The organism is Brevibacillus halotolerans (assembly GCF_026891775.1).
Classification (GTDB): Bacteria; Bacillota; Bacilli; order Brevibacillales; family Brevibacillaceae; genus Brevibacillus_B; species Brevibacillus_B halotolerans.
The window spans coordinates 1-18,702 of record NZ_JAPTNK010000007.1 but is presented as its reverse complement, the minus strand read 5'-3'; the positions used below and the strand labels follow the sequence as shown (position 1 = coordinate 18,702).

15 protein-coding genes and 2 pseudogenes are annotated in these 18,702 nt (G+C 38.7%); 11 read left to right on the top strand and 6 right to left on the bottom strand.

What is annotated here, in order from left to right:
• Nucleotide 1: 1 nt before the first annotated feature.
• The 3 genes and pseudogenes from O0550_RS24670 to O0550_RS24660 form a co-directional block, all read right to left on the bottom strand.
• Nucleotides 2-670: an AMP-binding enzyme gene (locus O0550_RS24670; RefSeq protein WP_428994075.1), complete on the bottom strand. Its 669-nt coding sequence runs from the start codon at nucleotides 668-670 to the stop codon at nucleotides 2-4.
• A pseudogene (locus O0550_RS24665) lies at nucleotides 650-1,969 on the bottom strand (non-ribosomal peptide synthetase); the annotation flags it as partial. The gene O0550_RS24670 and the pseudogene O0550_RS24665, both read right to left, overlap by 21 nt.
• Nucleotides 1,943-3,283 (bottom strand): annotated as a pseudogene (locus tag O0550_RS24660) (condensation domain-containing protein); the annotation flags it as partial. The pseudogenes O0550_RS24660 and O0550_RS24665, both read right to left, overlap by 27 nt.
• Before the next feature lie 361 nt (nucleotides 3,284-3,644).
• Here O0550_RS24660 and O0550_RS11150 point away from each other — a divergent pair.
• The 4 genes from O0550_RS11150 to O0550_RS11135 all read left to right on the top strand — a co-directional run bounded on the left by O0550_RS11150 (nucleotide 3,645) and on the right by O0550_RS11135 (nucleotide 7,727).
• Nucleotides 3,645-4,163: a hypothetical protein gene (locus tag O0550_RS11150; protein WP_003337573.1), complete on the top strand. Its 519-nt coding sequence runs from the start codon at nucleotides 3,645-3,647 to the stop codon at nucleotides 4,161-4,163.
• A 410-nt stretch (nucleotides 4,164-4,573) separates the two neighbouring features.
• Nucleotides 4,574-5,281 (top strand): iron-sulfur cluster repair di-iron protein, encoded by a 708-nt coding sequence (gene ric / locus O0550_RS11145; protein ID WP_003339314.1) that lies wholly within the window; start codon nucleotides 4,574-4,576, stop codon nucleotides 5,279-5,281.
• A 221-nt stretch (nucleotides 5,282-5,502) separates the two neighbouring features.
• Complete coding sequence (locus O0550_RS11140; RefSeq protein WP_258426325.1) at nucleotides 5,503-6,192, top strand: Crp/Fnr family transcriptional regulator; 690 nt, start codon at nucleotides 5,503-5,505, stop codon at nucleotides 6,190-6,192.
• A 305-nt stretch (nucleotides 6,193-6,497) separates the two neighbouring features.
• Nucleotides 6,498-7,727 carry a DUF438 domain-containing protein gene (locus O0550_RS11135; protein ID WP_258426324.1) on the top strand — a complete coding sequence of 410 codons (1,230 nt, stop codon included), beginning with the start codon at nucleotides 6,498-6,500 and terminating at the stop codon, nucleotides 7,725-7,727.
• 518 nt (nucleotides 7,728-8,245) lie between these two features.
• On the opposite strand, the gene shc is transcribed toward O0550_RS11135, so the two are convergent.
• Entirely contained in the window at nucleotides 8,246-10,138 is a 1,893-nt protein-coding gene (gene shc, locus O0550_RS11130) for a squalene--hopene cyclase (protein ID WP_258426323.1), read from the bottom strand.
• Nucleotides 10,139-10,232: 94 nt separating this feature from the next.
• Between shc and O0550_RS11125 the strand changes: the two genes are divergently transcribed.
• The 5 genes from O0550_RS11125 to O0550_RS11105 all read left to right on the top strand — a co-directional run bounded on the left by O0550_RS11125 (nucleotide 10,233) and on the right by O0550_RS11105 (nucleotide 14,167).
• On the top strand, nucleotides 10,233-11,420 hold the full coding sequence (locus O0550_RS11125) for a DUF2515 domain-containing protein (RefSeq protein WP_258426322.1): 1,188 nt from the start codon (nucleotides 10,233-10,235) through the stop codon (nucleotides 11,418-11,420).
• A complete protein-coding gene (locus O0550_RS11120) occupies nucleotides 11,341-11,820 on the top strand; it encodes a CBO0543 family protein (RefSeq protein ID WP_309304378.1) in 480 nt (159 codons plus the stop codon). Before O0550_RS11125 ends, O0550_RS11120 begins: the two co-directional genes overlap by 80 nt.
• A 409-nt stretch (nucleotides 11,821-12,229) precedes the next feature.
• Nucleotides 12,230-13,036: a TrmB family transcriptional regulator gene (locus O0550_RS11115; protein WP_258426321.1), complete on the top strand. Its 807-nt coding sequence runs from the start codon at nucleotides 12,230-12,232 to the stop codon at nucleotides 13,034-13,036.
• Nucleotides 13,037-13,115: 79 nt separating this feature from the next.
• A complete protein-coding gene (locus O0550_RS11110; protein WP_022586542.1) occupies nucleotides 13,116-13,844 on the top strand; it encodes an AzlC family ABC transporter permease in 729 nt (242 codons plus the stop codon).
• Nucleotides 13,835-14,167 (top strand): AzlD domain-containing protein, encoded by a 333-nt coding sequence (locus O0550_RS11105; RefSeq protein WP_003337559.1) that lies wholly within the window; start codon nucleotides 13,835-13,837, stop codon nucleotides 14,165-14,167. Before O0550_RS11110 ends, O0550_RS11105 begins: the two co-directional genes overlap by 10 nt.
• Nucleotides 14,168-14,444: 277 nt before the next feature.
• Here the strand turns inward: O0550_RS11105 and O0550_RS11100 are convergent, their stop codons facing one another.
• On the bottom strand, nucleotides 14,445-14,711 hold the full coding sequence (locus O0550_RS11100; RefSeq protein WP_258426320.1) for a hypothetical protein: 267 nt from the start codon (nucleotides 14,709-14,711) through the stop codon (nucleotides 14,445-14,447).
• Nucleotides 14,712-14,879: 168 nt separating this feature from the next.
• On the opposite strand from O0550_RS11100, the gene O0550_RS11095 reads away from it, so the two are divergent.
• Nucleotides 14,880-15,080, top strand: a complete 201-nt coding sequence (locus tag O0550_RS11095; RefSeq protein ID WP_003339303.1) for a hypothetical protein — start codon at nucleotides 14,880-14,882, stop codon at nucleotides 15,078-15,080.
• 847 nt (nucleotides 15,081-15,927) lie between these two features.
• Here O0550_RS11095 and O0550_RS24860 read toward each other — a convergent pair.
• The gene (locus O0550_RS24860) at nucleotides 15,928-16,044 is read right to left on the bottom strand and encodes a competence protein CoiA family protein (protein ID WP_463674879.1); all 117 of its coding nucleotides are present in this window, start codon (nucleotides 16,042-16,044) and stop codon (nucleotides 15,928-15,930) included.
• A 174-nt stretch (nucleotides 16,045-16,218) separates the two neighbouring features.
• Here O0550_RS24860 and O0550_RS11090 point away from each other — a divergent pair, with 174 nt between their 5' ends.
• A complete protein-coding gene (locus tag O0550_RS11090) occupies nucleotides 16,219-17,895 on the top strand; it encodes a multicopper oxidase family protein (RefSeq protein WP_258426319.1) in 1,677 nt (558 codons plus the stop codon).
• Nucleotides 17,896-18,702: the final 807 nt, after the last annotated feature.

Here is an 18,702-nt window from a genome sequence, read left to right as displayed (position 1 = left end):
TTTACCTCCCACGTTTTCTGATCTGTTTTTGTTTCTGCATTGCTTCCTTACGTTTTAAAGCTATTTCTCTATTTACAGTCACCGTTGGCACACTGCTCAACTCCTGACTCAGTCTATGTGCCAATGTATGGATGGTGGGGTAACGAAACATATCAATAACCGGCAATTCTCTTCTGAATATTTCATTAATTTCTTGATGAACATGAAGTAATCGATAGGAATCTCCGCCAATATGGAAAAAATGATCATGAATACCCACCTGTTCAACACCTAGTGCCTGTTGCCAAATTTTTGTCAACGTTCTTTCTATTTCCGAGATAGGAGCCAGATTTGCCGTCTGCTCGTCTTTACTGTTGGACGGATTTGTTTCAATAAAATTAATTTTTTTGCGATTAATTTTGCCATTTGGAGTCAATGGAACATTATCGAGTAACCTGATTGCGTTTGGTATCATAAAGAAAGGAAGCTTTCCCTGTAAAAATTCTCGCAATTCTTTTTCTAGAGAAAGAGAAGCTCCTTCTTCTTGAGAAATAGGCACAACATATGCGACTAATTTCTTTCCGTACTTCTCATCATCTTCTACTACTGTCACGCACTGTTTGACTACTGGATGCTCACATAAAACATGTTCGATTTCTCTGATTTCAATTCGATGCCCGCGTATCTTCACCTGATCATCAATTCGACCTACGTATGCAATACGTCCATTCGGTAAAAATCGAGCTAAATCTCCAGTGCGATAAAGTCGAATCGCCCCTTGCCCAAGCTCTTCAAACTCAAGATAGATGAATCTTTCTCTAGTCAAGTCCTCTCTATTCAAATATCCACGTGCCAAACCAGCACCACCGATATACACCTCACCAATCACGCCAACAGGAACAGGCTGCTGGTTTTCATCTAATATAAATATTTTTGCATTTGAAATAGGCTGTCCAATGTCCGGTGGTACCGGGTTGTTCAGCTCTTCTTGTCTATTTGAACATACATACTCGCCACTAGTTGAACATACCGTTGCTTCCGTAGGTCCGTACGAATTAAAAAAACGACGGTTTTTCCCCCAACGAACAGCAACAGTAGCAGGACAAACTTCTCCACCTACCTCCAAGGTTTGAAGATGCGAAAGCTCTGCATCAGGAAGGATAGCCATTACCGAGGTTGGGACTGATGCTATAGTAATTCTTTTCTCATGCAACCAATCAATCAATTGTTTGCCTGGAAATAAGCGTTCCTTCGTATCCATGCATATTGTACCGCCGCTAGCAAGTGTCGGAATAATTTCACAGACTGAGGCGTCAAAGCTAAAGGAACAGAATTGTACCATCCTGGTTTCAGGCGATAATTTATGCAAATCGCGTCTTGCAAAGATTAAATTACTGAGACTTTTGTGTTCAATCATGACACCCTTTGGCCTGCCAGTCGAACCAGAGGTATAGATGACGTAAGCCAAATCATTCGGATGGGGAGAACATAGTGTTTCCAAGTGACTTTTTACTCTTGGAGCGCGCTCTATGTCCGCTACAAACTGCAAAACGTCGATCCTCTCTCCCAAAAAGCCAATATCCGATAGATCAAGCTCCCCCGTTGTAAGCAAAATAGATGCGGCACTATCCTTTAGCATGTACGCAATTCGTTCCAGTGGGTAATCAGGGTCAATAGGCAGATAAGCAGCACCAGCTTTACTTACAGCCAGCAGGCTGACAATCATCTCGATGCTACGCGGAACCATGATCGCGATTATGCTTTCTCTCCCAGCTTTTTCTCGTAATGTATGTGCCATACAAGTAGACAACTCATCTAATTCCTGATAGCTTAGTGCCTTCTCCCCAAACTCTACCGCAGGATGCTCTGGTATCTTACTTACCTGTTCTGCAAATAAATCGACAAAGGTTTTCTCTAGCGGAAATTCCTTTTCTGTTCGATTCCAATCAACTAAAATCTTTGTTTTTTCTTCTACTGAAAGCAGGTCCAATTCTTTGATGCACTTCTTCGGGTCTCTTAAAGCGCTTTCAATGATTGTTCGGTACCGCTCGCTCCATTCCCTAATCTCTTCTTGAGTAAATATCTCCAGATGGTGATCAAAATCGAGCTGATAGCTTTTCATCTCACGTCGATCTTTAATATGTAGAACTAACTCCTGTGCCTCGTATCCACTGAATTGTATGTCAGATGTATAACGTAAATCATCCTGCATATCGAATTCTAACACCTGAAATTCCATTGCTATTGAAAAGAGCTGCTGGACGTCTGGGTGCTGCTCTCTCACCTTGGACAACAATGTTTGATAGGGATATTTCTGATGCCGAAGCATTTGCCTTTGCTGTTTCGCGATCTCTTGACAATGACTAACAAAATCCAAATCAGGATTGATCAGATGGCGAAACGGGAGCGTGCTTGCAAACATCCCAAATGTATGTTTATCACGAGCATTTGAGCGATTGCTAATAATATGTCCTACGGTAACATCTTTCTTACCCGTGATCCGATAGAGGTATAAGTAGAAGGTACCTAGAAAAAATACATTAGGGCTGATCCCATATGTATCACAAAAGCATTCAATTTGATTACGAAGATCATGTTGTATGAACAGGCTATGTCGTCCACTAGCGATATTGCGAGACAACTCATCTTGATCACTAAGACTTACTAATTCTGGAGCTTTTTCGAACTGACTACTCCAATAGGCCTCATCCAATGAAAAGCGCCTAGACTCTAGATATTCCCTTTCTCTATCGAGCATCTCTATATAGGAAGGCTTTACTTGCTTCTCCCGCTCTTCCCCTTTGGCTAGCTGCTGATAGCAAGCAACGATTTCTTTAATGGCATATAGCATGGCTACACCATCAGCGATCAGATGACTGAATTTCATATAGAGAATTGTCTCGGTATCTGTTTTTTGTAGTATGGCAAAGTAATACAATGGCCCTTGCGAGAAGGAAAAAGGCTGTTTCGTGGTTTGACTAAGCCATTCTTGAATTGCCTGCTCTCTCTGTTCATGAAAACGAAAATCAATTATGGGTATACTTGGATGGGTGTCTTCGGAAATCATTTGCATGGGAAACTTATTTGTATCGGATTGGCTGAAGATCGTTGTGAGGCGAATTGAGTCATTTTCACTAATAAAATGATGAATTGCTTTAATCAAAAAATCATGTTGTAGGCTTGAAGAAAAAGCAAACGAAGTAGCTAGATTCGTTGCTCCTACATTTGGATAGATATTTTCCACAAACCAAATTCGCTTTTGGGCATTGGTCAATGGATAGGACGGAACTGCTTCTACGTGCATAAATGCTGCCCTCCCATATGTAAAATTTTAACGACACGACACAAAACCTTACCTCCACAAAAAAAAGAAGCATTGTATAAAAACTTATCCTTTATACAACGAACTATAGATAACTATTTAGTAAGTAACACATGGCGAAAAGATTTTTAGGCATTCCTCCTGTAGTCATAAAAGATAAATTTTTATGGTATATATTTATTATTTAACCAATACTTTACTAAATTATCCTAATTCCGCCTTGAAATGTCAATCGAATCTGAATATTTTTATTACATATAAATTTTAAAGAAATAAAAGGATTAAATACCAATTTATAGAAATGAATATATGTTTCTACATTTCATTCAAGGAGAGGGTTCAAATGAAAAAAAGTCTTGCCGCTCTGATGGTCAGCACACTTTTAGCCAGCATGTATTTTTCTCCAGCTTATGCTGCAACAAAAGCAACAGGAGTTGACTCCAAATCGATTACAAATGTAAAATCATTGGATGCAACGGTTTCCGATCCAAATCGATTCAACGGTTTACGTGTTAAGGTAGTCGATGAACCTACCGTATTTCTTATTATGGATGGAAAGAAAAGAGGAATTGTTAGCGAGGCCGTGTACTTCAGATTATTCCGTTCATGGGATGGCATTCAATCATTCTTATCACTTGATGGCATCCCTGATGGACCCGTTATTAACGAAAATACACAATTGATCAAATATCAAAACAACCCAACGGTATATTTAATAGATCATGAGAACGGAAGAACTGTGAAACGCGGCTTTGTTAGCGAGGCGGCATTTAACAAATACAGCTTTGATTGGAATAAAATAATTACGCTTCCCGATTCCTTGCAAAATACCATTCCTGATGGTACTCCCATCACCCATTAAAAGTTACGTTTAATAGCCGGAAAAACACCTCTTACCGTAGTTGCTTGTCTTTCCTGTGTGATGGACTGCCAACTTTAAGAGGTGTTTTTATGTTAGTTAACAGATCGGGACACAGCCATTTAGTCTCTTTTGTGTAATGTAAGAAATCCCTTACTTCTGCCCTTCGCCTACAAGCAAAGCATCACCCCAAAATACCCCCTGGTTTTCTAAAAGCTCTCCAGCTAAAATACGTTCACCTACTACCTACTTTTTAATACGTACTTTATCTTCCCTTTATAAAATGAATGGATGTTTAAAACAAGTGATGACAAAATTAACACATTTTAAGTGATTGAAATCACGACATAAATTTAAAATTATTCATATTCTTAATCCAGATACAAAATTTTAAACTTTATGGAGGCATTCATATGGAACATACATTTACCGAGTCTTCTATTATTGGTGAGATTGTAACAAAATTCCCAAAGGCAAGCGACCTTTTCAAATTATATAAAATAGATTTTTGCTGCGGTGGTAATAGACCCCTTATTGACGCTATTCAAGAAAGAAATTTATTGGCTGATGAGGTGATAACAAAATTAAACACACTGTATCATGATACAAAGCTTTTACATGAATCTGTAATTGATTGGACAACTGCCTCTTATAGCGAATTAATTGACTATATTGTGAATAAACATCATCGTTACTTAAATGAAGAATTGCCACAGCTAAGCCCTTATGTAACAAAAGTGCTACGCGTTCATGGATCGCAACAACCACATTTAGCTCGAATTCATACGTTATTTCATGAGTTAAAAACAGAATTGGAACAGCATTTAATAAAAGAGGAGACTGAGGATTTCCCATTGATTTTAGCATTTGAGCAGCAAGCAACAGATGAAAATTATACAAAACTCTGCAAGGTAGTGGAAGAATTGGAGAATGAGCATAGCCACGCCGGCAATATTATCAAAGAGCTTCGGACCATTACAAATGACTTTACCCCACCAGAAGGAGCTTGCGGTACTTATCGTCTGGTCTACCAACGCCTTGAGGCACTTGAAGCCGATTTATTCCAGCATATCCATCTAGAAAATAATGTGTTGTTCCCACGTGCAATAGCACGAACCTAAGCCTCTTCCTAAGAAATGGGACATGAGTAAAAAGTCGCTCATATCCCATTTCTTCTATATTTTATGGGTTGAGTATAAGATTTCATGAAGCATGTAATGTCCCAATTTGCAAATACAATGGCAAAACCCTCTAACCTTCCTTCTAGACCAGTCTTTTGCTACATGTAGCCATTGATATTATATAGAAAGAATATGCCTAGATTGGGTAAGGAGTTGTCTATATGAAAGAAGATTTATTTCAGAAGCATGTGCGAAATATCCCCCTTTTTAACGAACTTTTGGATGAAGAGCTTCAAACTATAGTGGATATTTCTCAGGTTCGAACGTATAAAGCAAGGTCTTTTGTATTTTTACAGGGTGATTCACTTGATCGTATATTTTTTATCCATTCGGGTAAGGTGAAAATTCAAAAAACAGATAAAACCGGAAGAGAACAGATTGTTTCTGTACTCCAAGCTGGAGAAATGTTTCCGCATGCGGGATTCTTCAAAAAAGGTACTTTCCCAGCAAATGCCGAGATACTAGAGCTTGCAGAATTAGTCGTTATACCAATCGTTGATTTTGAGAATGTTTTACTTCAGTATCCTCGATTATGTATTACATTGTTTAAAACTCTAGAAGAAAAGATTGTGGATCTCCAGAATAGATTAGAGGAAAAAATTCTTCATGATACCTATGAACAAATTATTATGCTATTGCTTCGCTTATGTAAATCAAATGGCATCCAGATTCAGGATAAATACAAAATAACGACTCAATTTACGAATCGTGAACTCGCGAGTATGATTGGCACTTCTCGGGAAACAATTAACCGCACAATTAATCGGTTAAAAAGGAAAAAGCTGATTGATATTGATGAAAACGGATTCTTTATTCTGACTCCAGAAAGATTGCAGGAAGAAATCGCATAATGCAAACCTCTCCCGCCTAATCTTTCAAAATAAGAAGTTCATCATTCAAGTTGATTAGCTGCACCTTTTCATAGCCTAAGTGCTATCCCCCATCAGCTTCCTTACACAAATTCTAGTAAAGCCTTCAAAAAGTTTGTGATTTCACTCACAAACTTTTCATTCTCTCTATGCTACACTTTCATTGAGAATCACTATCACTCATTGCTAAAAGTGAGCAAACTGGCAAATTGATGGTTTTAGGTAAATAGATCGCGTTGGTTTTTTATCAAATGATAAGCACAAGCAAATAGTAAAGGAGAATTCCTATGAGTGAAATAATTAATAATCGTGAACAAAAAAGCATGAATTCAATTGAAAGACAAGCTATTTTAAAAAAAATCATCAAAAATCTTCATCAAGGGAAAAGTGTAGAAGATGTGAAGGCTCAATTTGAAGAAGCTGTTGGGAATATTACGGTTGCAGAAATTTCTCAATTAGAACAAGCTCTCATGGAGGAAGAAGGAATTCCAGTTGAAGAGGTACAGCGCTTATGCTCGGTTCATGCTGCCATTTTTAAAGGTTCCATTGAGGAAATCCATAGATCAGACAAACCAGAAGACCAACCTGGCCATCCGATTCATACCTTTAAGCTTGAGAATAAAGAAATAAATCATCTTGTGAACTTCAAACTGAAGCAGCATTATGAGCATTTTGAAAAAGAAGATAAGAAAGAAAACGTCTATTTGCTTATGGAAGATTTAAATCTATTGCTGGATATCGATAAACATTACAGCCGAAAAGAGAATTTACTTTTCCCTTTCTTAGAGAAGTATGGCATTTATGGGCCAACAAAAGTCATGTGGGGCGTCGATGATGGTATTCGCAATAGCATTAAAAATGTTAAACAAAAATTAACAAACTACACTGGAGACAAAAAAGCAGTCTTAGATGGCCTTTCTTTTGTTATCCGCGAAGTCAATGAAATGATTTTTAAAGAGGAAAATATCTTATTTCCTATGGCATTACAAAATCTTACGGAAGACGAATGGATTAAAATTGCTCATGAAAGTGATGAGATTGGCTTTTGCTTGACAAGTCCTGCCGGTGTATGGAAGCCTGGAAGACAAGCTATCGCACAACAGTCTATATCTGAAGGTTTTATTCGTTTGGAAACAGGCATTCTCTCTTTAAAGCAATTAGAGCTGCTCATGAATCACTTGCCCGTGGATATTACATTCATTGATCAGGATGATGTGGTACGTTACTTCTCCCATGGAAAAGAGCGGATTTTTGCTCGCACGAAAGCAGTAATAGGCAGAACCGTTCAAAACTGCCATCCTCCGAAAAGCGTTCATATCGTTGAAAAACTCTTAGAAGATTTTAAAGCTGGTAATAAAGATTGTGAGGATTTCTGGATTAAGTTTCAGGACAAATATGTATACATTCGCTATTTCGCTATAAGAAGTGAAGATGGTGAGTATATGGGTACTCTTGAGTTTACACAAAATATTAGTCCTATTCAAGAAATTGAAGGCGAAAAACGAATACTCTCCTAAGCTTGGGATTGTCATGAATTACCTTGACCGTTTTCGAAGGAGGTTGAATCCTAGCCTGTATAGCGATTCAACCTCCTTCAGCGGTTCAGGCTATTGACTCTTCTTAGGCAATTAAAAATAAATAGTGGTTCGAGTTGTGAGAGCTTTTTTATGATCATATTCTATATTTTTGAAGGCGTTATTGCTCCAGAAAATAATGAGGATTCCCTATTTAGTAGCTATGGTGCCTTTCTTATGGGCTTGTAACCAGACTACTTTTAAAGATTATCTTTACTTCATTTAAATTTAGTTTACATAATAATTATTACGTTAATTCGAACTTTACCTACCTCCTATGGTCTTCTGAATACTTTCGCTTTACATGCGGAAATAACGTTCAAACTTATTTTATGCTCAACAGAATCCTGCCCTATACGAAATATGGTATTAGCCTCAGCAAAACCATAAAATGTCCATTTTCATCCAGAGTGTAAACCTTATCCATATACCCGTGTGAAATAAAAAACATAAAGAGATATTTAATATTTCTTTTTATAATTACCTAAAGCAAGCAGAGGCCAAATGTACCGGTAACTGTGGTAGTGAAAGTAAAAACCGCCGGGTAATCCTCCTCCTGTCGGATAGGAGTGCGTCCAGTCCTGATTTTTTTCGGAATCAATTAAAAATTGAATTCCACGTTCAATCGCCGGAATTGGCTTTTGGAACACTGAAATGAGGGCATCCACTCCCCATGCGGTTTGAGAAGGTGTACTGGCACCTAAAGAAACATATGTTTTAACAATATCGCTCTTACATGACTCTCCCCACCCCCCGTCTTCATTCTGGATTTTTAATAACCACTGTACAGCTTTCTGAATTGCAGGATGTTCAGAAGAGACTCCGACAGCCATTAGGCCGGTAATAGCGGCCCATGTGCCGTAAATGTAAGAAATGCCCCATCGCCCGTACCAAGAGCCATTGGCTTCTTGATTGCTTAGAAGCCACTTCACCCCCTTTTGAATCTGGGGATGGCCGATGGTAAATCCTGCATTGTTGCCGAGAAACTCCAAAGTCCTACCTGTTAAATCTTCCGTAGAAGGGTCTGTACTAACTGCGTCTGCCGCATCGAAGGGAAGCCAATTTCCTATTCTTTTATCCGTATTTTTCTCAAATGCCGGCCAGCCTCCATCGGCATTTTGCATTGATAACAGCCAATTGAGACCTCGATCCCATGAATGGTGGAAGGTCGGGTCTGTTTCTCTTAATTTGCTTATTGCTCTTAATGCAGCCGTTGTGTCATCGACGTCGGGATTGATGGTATTGATATCGGAAAAGCCCCATCCCCCTGGTAAAACAAAAGGATTTTTTATCATCCAATCACCATATTTATGATGCTGGCGAGAGAGTAAATAGCGGCCAGTGTTTTGAACTGTAGGCTCAGATGCAGAAACCCCGGTTCCTTGCATAGCATGAGCCAATAAAGCGGTATTCCAGACCGTTGATGTCGCAATCTGAATATGTAAATGTCCATTGGTCAGGCAAGTCATTGCTTTCAGCCCTGAAATCGCACGGGTGATCACTGGATGATTGGCCGAATATCCAAGGGATAGTAGAGCGAATATCATAAGAAACGTGGAAGTGAAATAGCTGTACAAGGTTCCATCCGGTTCAATTCTTTCCAGTATATAGCGTTCAGCCTGACGTAGCGCCATATTATGGATTTGCGACGGAAGGTAAGGAAGATTCTTGAAACCATCCAAGATTGTGTTAAGAAACGCACGGTATTGATGGGATCGTTGATTTGTCAGATAGGGATGGTTGCCCAATGCTGTTGGAAGGTCGTTTTTTCGAAGATCGGACATGTCTGGTGTTCTTCTTGTTTTCATTACGAACTTGCGGTCTGCAACGACCAATATGGGTGCGATGTGTACTCTAGCATATCCAACAAAATCGAAGAAATTAATGGGGAGCCAGTGCGGCAGCAGGATGATTTCAACCGGGATTTGAAAGTATCCCGACCAAGGATACTGCCCTGTCAAGGCAAGAAGGAGTTTTGTTAGCATACTTGCCTCCGAAATTCCGCCTTTGGTTAATATAAACTTCTTTGCTAATTGCATGTGCCCATCCGTTTTCTGACTGTACCCTGAAAAAAGCAAGGCATAGTATGCTTCAATGGTTGCAGACAAATTTCCTTCCTCTTCATCATGAAACAGCTTCCAGGCTCCGTTTTTCTCCTGCCTTATAGTAATGCGATCAGCCAAACTTCTAATTAACTCCTCGTCATCAATCATCAAGGTCCGTAATAGGATTATCATATATGCATCGGTTAGTGGTCCACTTTCCGAACAATAACGCCAGGCGCCGTCAGCTGATTGAGCTTTTTGCAATAGATGGATTATGCGTTTAATTTCTAATTCAGCTTTTTCTTTCATATTTCAAACATACCTTTCTAAAACCCAAGTGTAATGCCTATATCCACTCTATTCACTTTCAGACGAAGGGTTCTTACAAGGGAGAGGAAAAAGTATGGGAATCCGGATTCTGAAGAAGAATTTTGACTGGTTTAAACAAAGTCAATTTCCGCCTCTTCTTAAAATAAACAAAGAATTGAAGAAGAGATTGAAAGAAGTCAACAAGCCTCTCATGAAAGAAGCGGAATTACCCGAACAAGATCAAATATTGATTCGTCAAATTAAAGAATCCACACGCCAGCTAAACTTGAACAATGTAACGCGGACTACGGCGTATTTTGACTACTATCGAAAACATCCAGAGATACACTGGGCCTTGTTGGGTCACATGGTGTCGCGAAATGGCGGCTGGAATATGACAGATTTGAAGGGAGAGCTTCTGTCCAAATTACTTTCCGACGCGGAACAGAAAGATTATTTTCTGTTTCTGGAGCGCGGCAATTGGTTGATTTTCCAAGATGTCTATCCTCAATTACTGCTGTATGAGGAAAGTTTGAAAAGAGAGACGAGCTTGTTCTATCTGCTTTCTTTTTTTCATGTATCCGTCTTTATGGAGGTTATGTGGGATCATTTCTGGAAGAATGGAGACCGCTATCTTCTAGCAATTGCCCTAGTCATCAACGAGCAGAGCTATCTGGAAAAAAGGGTGATTCAGAATCCCTATTATCAAAAAACGGTTCTGGAAACGAAAGAGTTCAAAGTTCAGGATTTATTAAGTTTAAATCAAATTCTTTTCCCATGTTGTAACAATATGAACAAGGTTCCCGGGCAGGTACCTGACCTTATCGGACAAACGCTTCATCATTTTGCTTCCCTTCAAGAACGCATATTATTGGGTAAACGATTATATTCAGTGCTTTTTGGCTCTTCTGAAATTCTACAGGGCGTAATAAACTGGGCGGCGGATCATCCGCATACGGGTTCCCGTAAAGATTACTGGCCCCATCTGTTTAACGACGTAAACGAATCTGTGCCATCTACGCCTAGAACTCCCTATAAGAGGCGAACGGATGATTGTCAATTGAAAGCTGGAGCTAATCGATTATTCAGCCCAAAATTACAGTACGCTTGGAAAAATATAGAGCATGGTGAAGCGGAAATCGAGGATTGGTTTGAGGATTGGAAAATCTTAACCTACTTTATCAATCAAAAAAAAAATGTAAATGGGGAGATCTATCATAAATACTGTAAAACACTGGAGAAAATCGAACTTGCGGTCATGGCCAAAACAGCCATCTTTTAGAGAGAAACTTAAATCTTATGTTCCAACAATGATATTTGTTTCTTGGTTGGGAACTTATCTGGATCTCATCTTCGTGGAGAAGCAATTGTATTCTTTTCCAGTGCGGCCGTTTTCCGATATTTTTAAAATCAATATTATGTTTACTCTGTGTATATTGCCGATTGTTACAGCTATCTTTCTGCATTGCTTGCAGTCGATGAACTCATGGCAAAGAAAGGGACTCATCCTGTTTTCCGGCATAATAGCGGCAGGAATTGAACAGATATCGGAACAACTGGGATGGTTTGCCCATAGCAGCGAATGGCAGCATTTTTATTCCTTTTTCGGTTATATCTTATTTATGTGGCTTGTTTGGAAATTTCATCTATGGATCATTCATTTATCAGAAGAAGCCCCTTAACAATATTTTTTCAAAAAAAGGACCCAATGAGTTGAAAGCTTTCTCGATTTTGGTACCGTTTGGATACTGGACATGTACGGTATCCCCTGCTGTGGATGTATCGTAGGTGCCTATAGAAACAAGGATACAAATACCCCTGCCATTAATTAATATAATGGTAGGGGTATTTATGTAACTCATTTATAATAAAACTGGCAACAGATAGAGTTTATTTCTTTGCATATACCGAATAATTTGATGAAAATAATTTTAGATGATACGAAAATATAGCATCAAAATGGTGAAGATTTTCTTTTAAACAAATGGGGCAGTTTAGTTGAAGATAAGAAACTAGGATTAGTAAATAGCTTTGACAGAAAATTCATTTTGAATTATAGTAAGTACTACACTAACTACTAAAGGAGTTATCATGGAAGAACTTTACAAAGAACTTCAGAAATGGGGCTTTTCGCAATATGAATGTAAAGCATATATAGGACTTTTAAAAAATTACCCCATAACAGGATATGAAATAAGTAAAAGATCAGGTGTACCTCGTTCAACGATCTATGAAGTATTGGCAAAATTAATAGATAAAGGTGCGGTTTATGTAGTACCTTCTGACCCTGTGACCTATGCACCCTTACCGGCAAAAGAATTAATCCGCCGATTGCGTAATAACTTCGAAAATTCTATGGATTATCTTGAAAAGAATTTATCTGCTTTAGAAAGTGAACAGGAAGTAGATGTCATTCGACGCATCAGCAGTGATGAATATGTTGATGCCGAAATGATTGACATGATAGATAAAGCAGAAGAAGAACTATGGTTGTCGATTTGGGAACCACAGGTCTCTTGTATAAAAAGTGCTATAGATAGGCGTGTAAAAGAAATCCATGTTTTTTCTATTCTTTTTGGAGCACCTGAGATTCAGCTTGGTGTAACTACTCACCACAATTACATGGCTCCAGAAGTAGCTGAGGAACGTATGAATGGTCGATTAACGATTGTTGCGCGGGACAATAAAGAAGTATTAATTGCAAATTTTTCTCCAAATACACCTGCATGGGCGATAAAAACAGAAGATCCAGCACTTGTATTAATCGCAATGGAATACATCAGGCATGACATTATGTTTTCAGAATTAGTTAAAGAAATTGGTCCAGAGAAAACAGAAGCTCTCTGGAAAAACGACCCTAACCTATTTCATGTTGTTACTGGAAAACGGTTCAAATAACTTGAACCGTATTTTCTTTCATTTTTTCGTAGTAGTTAGTGTGTTAGCTTCTAATTTCCAAAAATAAGGAGGGAATGAAATGAGCCTATCGAACGTCCAAATGAATTCGTCTCAGAGGTATGAAGATAGCTTTATCAAAGGAGTAAAAGATTGTATCCCTACATTACTGGGTTATTTAAGTATCGGAATAGCTGCTGGTGTTATTCAAAAGGCTGCGGGACTTAGCATAGCTGAGATAGCTCTGATCAGTTTAATTCTCTATGCTGGCTCAGCTCAGTTTATTGCTGCAGGAATGATGGCAACAGGTAGTTCTCTTACTGCCATTATTATTACTATTTTATTTGTTAATCTTCGTCATATTTTACTTAGTGCAGCCCTAGCACCTTATTTTCGGCATCTTTCTCCACTTAGGAACATGCTAGTAGGTTCTCTCCTCACCGATGAGACATTCGGTGTCGCGATTAGTGAGACTGCGAAAAAAAACCAAATTAGTGAAAAATGGATGCATGGCCTCAACATAACAGCTTATCTAAATTGGTTTGTTGCTAATTTAGCAGGAGCATTTTTGGCGCAATGGATTTCAAATCCTGAAAAATTCGGTCTAGAATTTGCCTTGCCAGCCATGTTTATTGGAATTCTTATACTAACAATGTTAGGACGAAGTAAAATCAAACTTGATATAGTTGTCGCAATTATAGCAGTTGTCATTGCTGTGGGAAGTACTTTCTTGTTGTCCAGCAGTATGGGTGTTATTGTTGCTACAATTATTGCTTCAACAATAGGAATGGTGGTGGAAAAATGGAAGTAAGATGGGAAGTTTTTTTGATTATTCTAGGGTCAGCTTTTGTAACGTTCATTCCAAGGGTCGTTCCCCTTATGGTACTAAGTCGTTTCGAATTACCAGAATGGGGAATGCGATGGTTAAATTATGTCCCCATTTCTGTTATAGCTGCTTTGATTGGTCAAGAGATATTTATACATGATGGAAAGATTGCATCCCTTACAAATAACATTGAATTTTTAGCAGCCATACCGACTTTTTATATTGCGATAAAAACACGTAGTTTACTGGGAACCGTACTGGGAGGTATTATTTCCATTATAATTTTACGCTTTTTGTTTCAAATCTAAATACTTTATTTGGGCAAATGCCATGTAAATACAACAGCCATTGCAGGAAAGAATAACTATAGAACGCAGGGTAAAAAATAAGGGTTGAAATCGATGTTGAATTTAATTGCTATAATAAAAGCATAGCTTATTGGAAAGAGCATATTTCGATCCACAGATAAATACATGCCCAATAATGACCGAAATGGTCAGCCAGCAAAACTAGCGATTGGTCCATCTAGAAGAAGTCCTGCTCTCCACAAAGGTTTAAGCAGGACCATTCTCTTTTACATTCTATCTACAAATTCTTAGCTATATACGGCTTGCTGTAATGGCTCGTTCCGCCGCCGCCAACCAATACTCGTCCGCCCTTGTTGAAAATGAGCAGCTTGCTCGAACCGTTAGTTAACAAGACGGTCACTTTCGCGCGATTGGCTGTTGCAATATAGATCACGTAGCCGCTTTTTGACACAATGGTTCTCCATTTCCGGTCGAACTCGGATCTGGCGACACGGTTGGAATAGACTTGGTTCTCGACTTTACGGGTTGCTGTTTTTTTGAGCATGCAGAATGTCACCTCCCGTCATTATCATCATATGCATGCCCTGCCGATTGGAATGGACAATTATCAAGGCTTGGCAAGCCTGTTTTGTTTGCATTGACTCTCAAACCGGATTATGATAACAGTAAACACAGCACTACCGAAACCGTACATCACAAAGGAGTGAATTAAATGGCAAAGAGCAGCGCACGCAAGCACCGGGATAAAATGATCCGCGAAGGGAAACGGAATCCCGAACTTAACAGGAGCATTTTTGCCCTTGTCGATATGACCCAGCGTCGAACGAAAACAAAAGCGGAAAAATTGAAACAGCAAAAGCATAAAAGACCGTTATCCTTTCAAAGTGATGATGGTCTTTTTTCTGCGGTTTGATCTTCGCAATCCGCTCTACTAATCTTGTAGCTAACGCCACCGAGTTAAAAACCACTTTTTTAATATTCTGGCGATGGAAGGTGACGCTAGCCGGAAGGCACATACCAATAAACAAGAACCACAACACAATGATTAGCCGTTTCGTGGGGAAATTCTTTAGCTCCTCTTATTTTTGGGTTGCTGAAAAATTATTTTTTATTGGTTGGGTATAATTCCAACTATCAATCTAATATTGTATTTTTTAATCAATTCATCTTCTTGTATACTACCATTCGCACCACTTCCATCTTGATACTGTTCTGAAAACCAAGCATTTGGAAACCCATGTTCATATCTTGTTACCACGTTCATAATCGCCCATATAATACCAAGCCAGTCTTGGTTCATAATATATTGTTATGAAATGCTATTCCTGGAGCACCTTCCGCATTCAATAAAAGTGCACACAGATAAATCAAGCAAAAGACAAAAAAATTCATTTTGGATAACGGTTATTTCAGGCCGTATTTCTAAAAATGGATTTTTTCTGTCCTATTTGTTACTGTAATTGTTCTGTGAACAAAGCTATCGTTTATTCCTTCAAAGTCTATAACATCTCGATAGCCAAATGATTCCCCCTATCAAATTAAACTCTATCTTTTCTTAGTCATAAAAGTGCATGTATGACCTATATTTTCTTGCGTTACTCTTGCGAATATTCAATAAATTTCTACCTTCATAGTTGTAGGATTTAATGGAAGAATGCAATTTCTTCCAAGGGAAGCTTTTCGCTTATCAATTCTTGACTAATCCTTTTAAAATTTACTGAGTCATCCTTTTGAATCTTAGCGAGATTTTCTCCAACAATCTATATGTCTTTAATATCTGCTTTTGCGTATAGTTCTCTTCGTCTAATCAAAGTATCTAGAGACATGTTCGATCTTTGGTACTCGATTGCCCATTCTTGTCCATTCTTAAATGGTATATCCCAGACCAGCTCAGAGTATAAAAAACGCCAAATCGGATATGTTCGGGGCTAACATATATTTTTGCGAAATGTTAGTGGCCCCCTACCATTAGCCAAATCCTATTTATATATTCCCTCATAATATAAACAAGCTAAAACAATATTAAATTGGTTGAAAGGAGTGAGAACGAAGTGTCTCTAAAGAAATTTGTAGATGCATTACCTATTCCTCCTGTTATTGAACCAAAAGGTAAACGTGATGGCATACCTTTTTATGAGGTAAAGATGAGGCAAATCCAACAAAAACTACATCGAGATCTACCGCCGACTACCGTTTGGGGCTATAACGATATGTACCCAGGTCCGACATTTGATGTTCGCAGGAATCGTCCCATTCTTGTGAAGTGGGAAAATAAACTACCTTATCAACACCTTCTGCCAGTAGATACGACCGTTCATGGTGCCGATCCTAGTCAACCTTCTGTCAGAACGGTGACCCACTTGCATGGGGGGCGTGTTCGCCCGGAAAATGACGGATATCCAGAAGCCTGGTTTACCAAAAACTACGAAAACGTCGGCAGCAAATTCTTGCATGAAGTTTACTACTATCCGAATTGTCAGCGTCCGACTACTCTCTGGTATCATGATCATGCCCTTGGGATCACTCGATTAAATGTGTATGCCGGGTTAGCAGGGTTTTATCTTATTCGAGACCAGAAAGAGGAAAAACTGAATCTCCCACGAGGAAAATATGAAATTCCCTTAGTGATCCAGGATCGTTCCTTCTATCCTGACGGTCAGCTCTTCTATCCATCCCAGCCCGGCCAAGAACCACCACCTGCACCACAGCCACCTCCTCCAACCGATCCAGACCTCCCGAACCCATCGGTTGTTCCGGAATTTTTCGGAAATACGATTCTCGTCAATGGAAAAGTGTGGCCCTATCTTGAAGTCCAACCGCGAAAATACCGATTTCGAATCCTCAATGGTTCCAATTCCCGTTTTTACCGTATGCGATTGAGTTCAGGTCAAGATTTCATCCAAATCGGTACGGATGGTGGGTTATTGAAAAAACCTGTACCGATTTCTGAAATTATACTGGCTCCGGCAGAACGAGCAGATGTAATCGTCGATTTCTCCAGACATAAAGGGGAGAATATCATACTGACAAATGATGCACCAGCACCTTTTCCTGATGGAACTCCTCCGTCACCAGACATTTCGCAAATTATGGAATTTCGCGTTAAACAAAAAGGTTCCAAGAAGGATAACAGTAAAGTTCCCAAAAGACTAAGTTGCTTGGAGAAACTTGATCCTAAAGATGCTATAACTGTCCGAAAAAACTTTTTAGTTGAAAGTACCGATCAATTTGGACGACCGTTGCTCTTACTCAATAACATGAGGTGGTTCGATTTAATTACAGAAACACCATATAATGGAACAATCGAAATTTGGGAACTTTATAATGTAACCCCTGATACCCATCCGATTCATTTGCATCTGATTCAATTTCAGATTCTCAATCGAGCACCAATTACCGTGGATGAAAATGGGAATATCATTGATGTAGGAAAAGCAAAGGAACCTGATCCGAATGAAATGGGTTGGAAAGATACGGTACGTGCAAACCCTGGTGAAGTTACCCGTATCATTGCACGTTTTGGGCCGTTTACCGGAACTTATGTTTGGCATTGCCATATCCTTGAACATGAAGATCATGATATGATGCGACCATACGAAGTACTCCAAAACCACGATTTTGATCCATGGATCCCTATTCGAGGTGTATGTCGGGACGATTCATTCACCCAATGTTGTCATAAAGACGATGAAAACTGTAAATGTAAAGAACGTAACCCTAAAAAATAAAAAAATATATGCTCCCCTCCAGATAGACAGGTGAAATATCATAACCTGTAGCAGAGGGGGGCTTTTTTATACGTTGATTTTTCTAGTGAAGAGCATCAATCCTATAGATTCCATCACAAGAGTTTCGTTTTTGATTTGGTAAATGAAATAACGCAGATTTTTAGAGATTAAGTTTAAAAAAAGGTAGTTTTGATCTACATTTCCACCCTACTTTAGTTCCGATACTAACCATTCTGCCTCGTTCGAGGGTTCCAATTGATCCAACCAATTCAATGATTCCAAAATAAATCCTCCAGTTGTTTATTGTAGTAAAAAACCTCATTCCTCCCTTCTTCATAGTTTGGAATGAGGTAATAAATTCAGCTAGAATGGTTTCTGCTTTTTCCGAGAAACAATTACAATAAATTCATCTGGAGAATCACCTTGAATTACATCTAAAACAATAACGTTAACGGTATGCCTAACTGTTTCTCCTTCTAGTCTTAAAGGGATATCTTTTGATTCAATTTTCTAAACTACTGCTTGTAATACCTCTTTGCTCTTTTTTGCTTGTTTTACAAAGTCTAAAGGATCACTCGTCCAAAAAATATGTTGTTCACTCATAAAAAATATCCTCCTCTAACATTTATAGTTTTATGATCTTACATCTTGAAAAAAACAAAAAAGAGCACACAAGATTATGGAGTTAGTATAGTTTCATGGACACCTCTTAGTTAAGTCCTTACAATGAAAACAAGAGGAGATGAGTCCGGATGGAACACAAAAAAACGAACAAGAGATACAATGAAGATTTTAAAAGAACAGTGG

What these genes read in the sequence shown, in the direction of transcription:
- O0550_RS11150 (WP_003337573.1), top strand. Translation starts at nt 3,645, where the DNA reads ATGAAAAAAAGTCTTGCCGCTCTGATGGTCAGCACACTTTTAGCCAGC.
- ric (WP_003339314.1), top strand. Translation starts at nt 4,574, where the DNA reads ATGGAACATACATTTACCGAGTCTTCTATTATTGGTGAGATTGTAACA.
- O0550_RS11140 (WP_258426325.1), top strand. Translation starts at nt 5,503, where the DNA reads ATGAAAGAAGATTTATTTCAGAAGCATGTGCGAAATATCCCCCTTTTT.
- O0550_RS11135 (WP_258426324.1), top strand. Translation starts at nt 6,498, where the DNA reads ATGAGTGAAATAATTAATAATCGTGAACAAAAAAGCATGAATTCAATT.
- shc (WP_258426323.1), bottom strand. Translation starts at nt 10,138, where the DNA reads ATGAAAGAAAAAGCTGAATTAGAAATTAAACGCATAATCCATCTATTG.
- O0550_RS11125 (WP_258426322.1), top strand. Translation starts at nt 10,233, where the DNA reads ATGGGAATCCGGATTCTGAAGAAGAATTTTGACTGGTTTAAACAAAGT.
- O0550_RS11120 (WP_309304378.1), top strand. Translation starts at nt 11,341, where the DNA reads ATGGGGAGATCTATCATAAATACTGTAAAACACTGGAGAAAATCGAAC.
- O0550_RS11115 (WP_258426321.1), top strand. Translation starts at nt 12,230, where the DNA reads ATGGAAGAACTTTACAAAGAACTTCAGAAATGGGGCTTTTCGCAATAT.
- O0550_RS11110 (WP_022586542.1), top strand. Translation starts at nt 13,116, where the DNA reads ATGAGCCTATCGAACGTCCAAATGAATTCGTCTCAGAGGTATGAAGAT.
- O0550_RS11105 (WP_003337559.1), top strand. Translation starts at nt 13,835, where the DNA reads ATGGAAGTAAGATGGGAAGTTTTTTTGATTATTCTAGGGTCAGCTTTT.
- O0550_RS11100 (WP_258426320.1), bottom strand. Translation starts at nt 14,711, where the DNA reads ATGCTCAAAAAAACAGCAACCCGTAAAGTCGAGAACCAAGTCTATTCC.
- O0550_RS11095 (WP_003339303.1), top strand. Translation starts at nt 14,880, where the DNA reads ATGGCAAAGAGCAGCGCACGCAAGCACCGGGATAAAATGATCCGCGAA.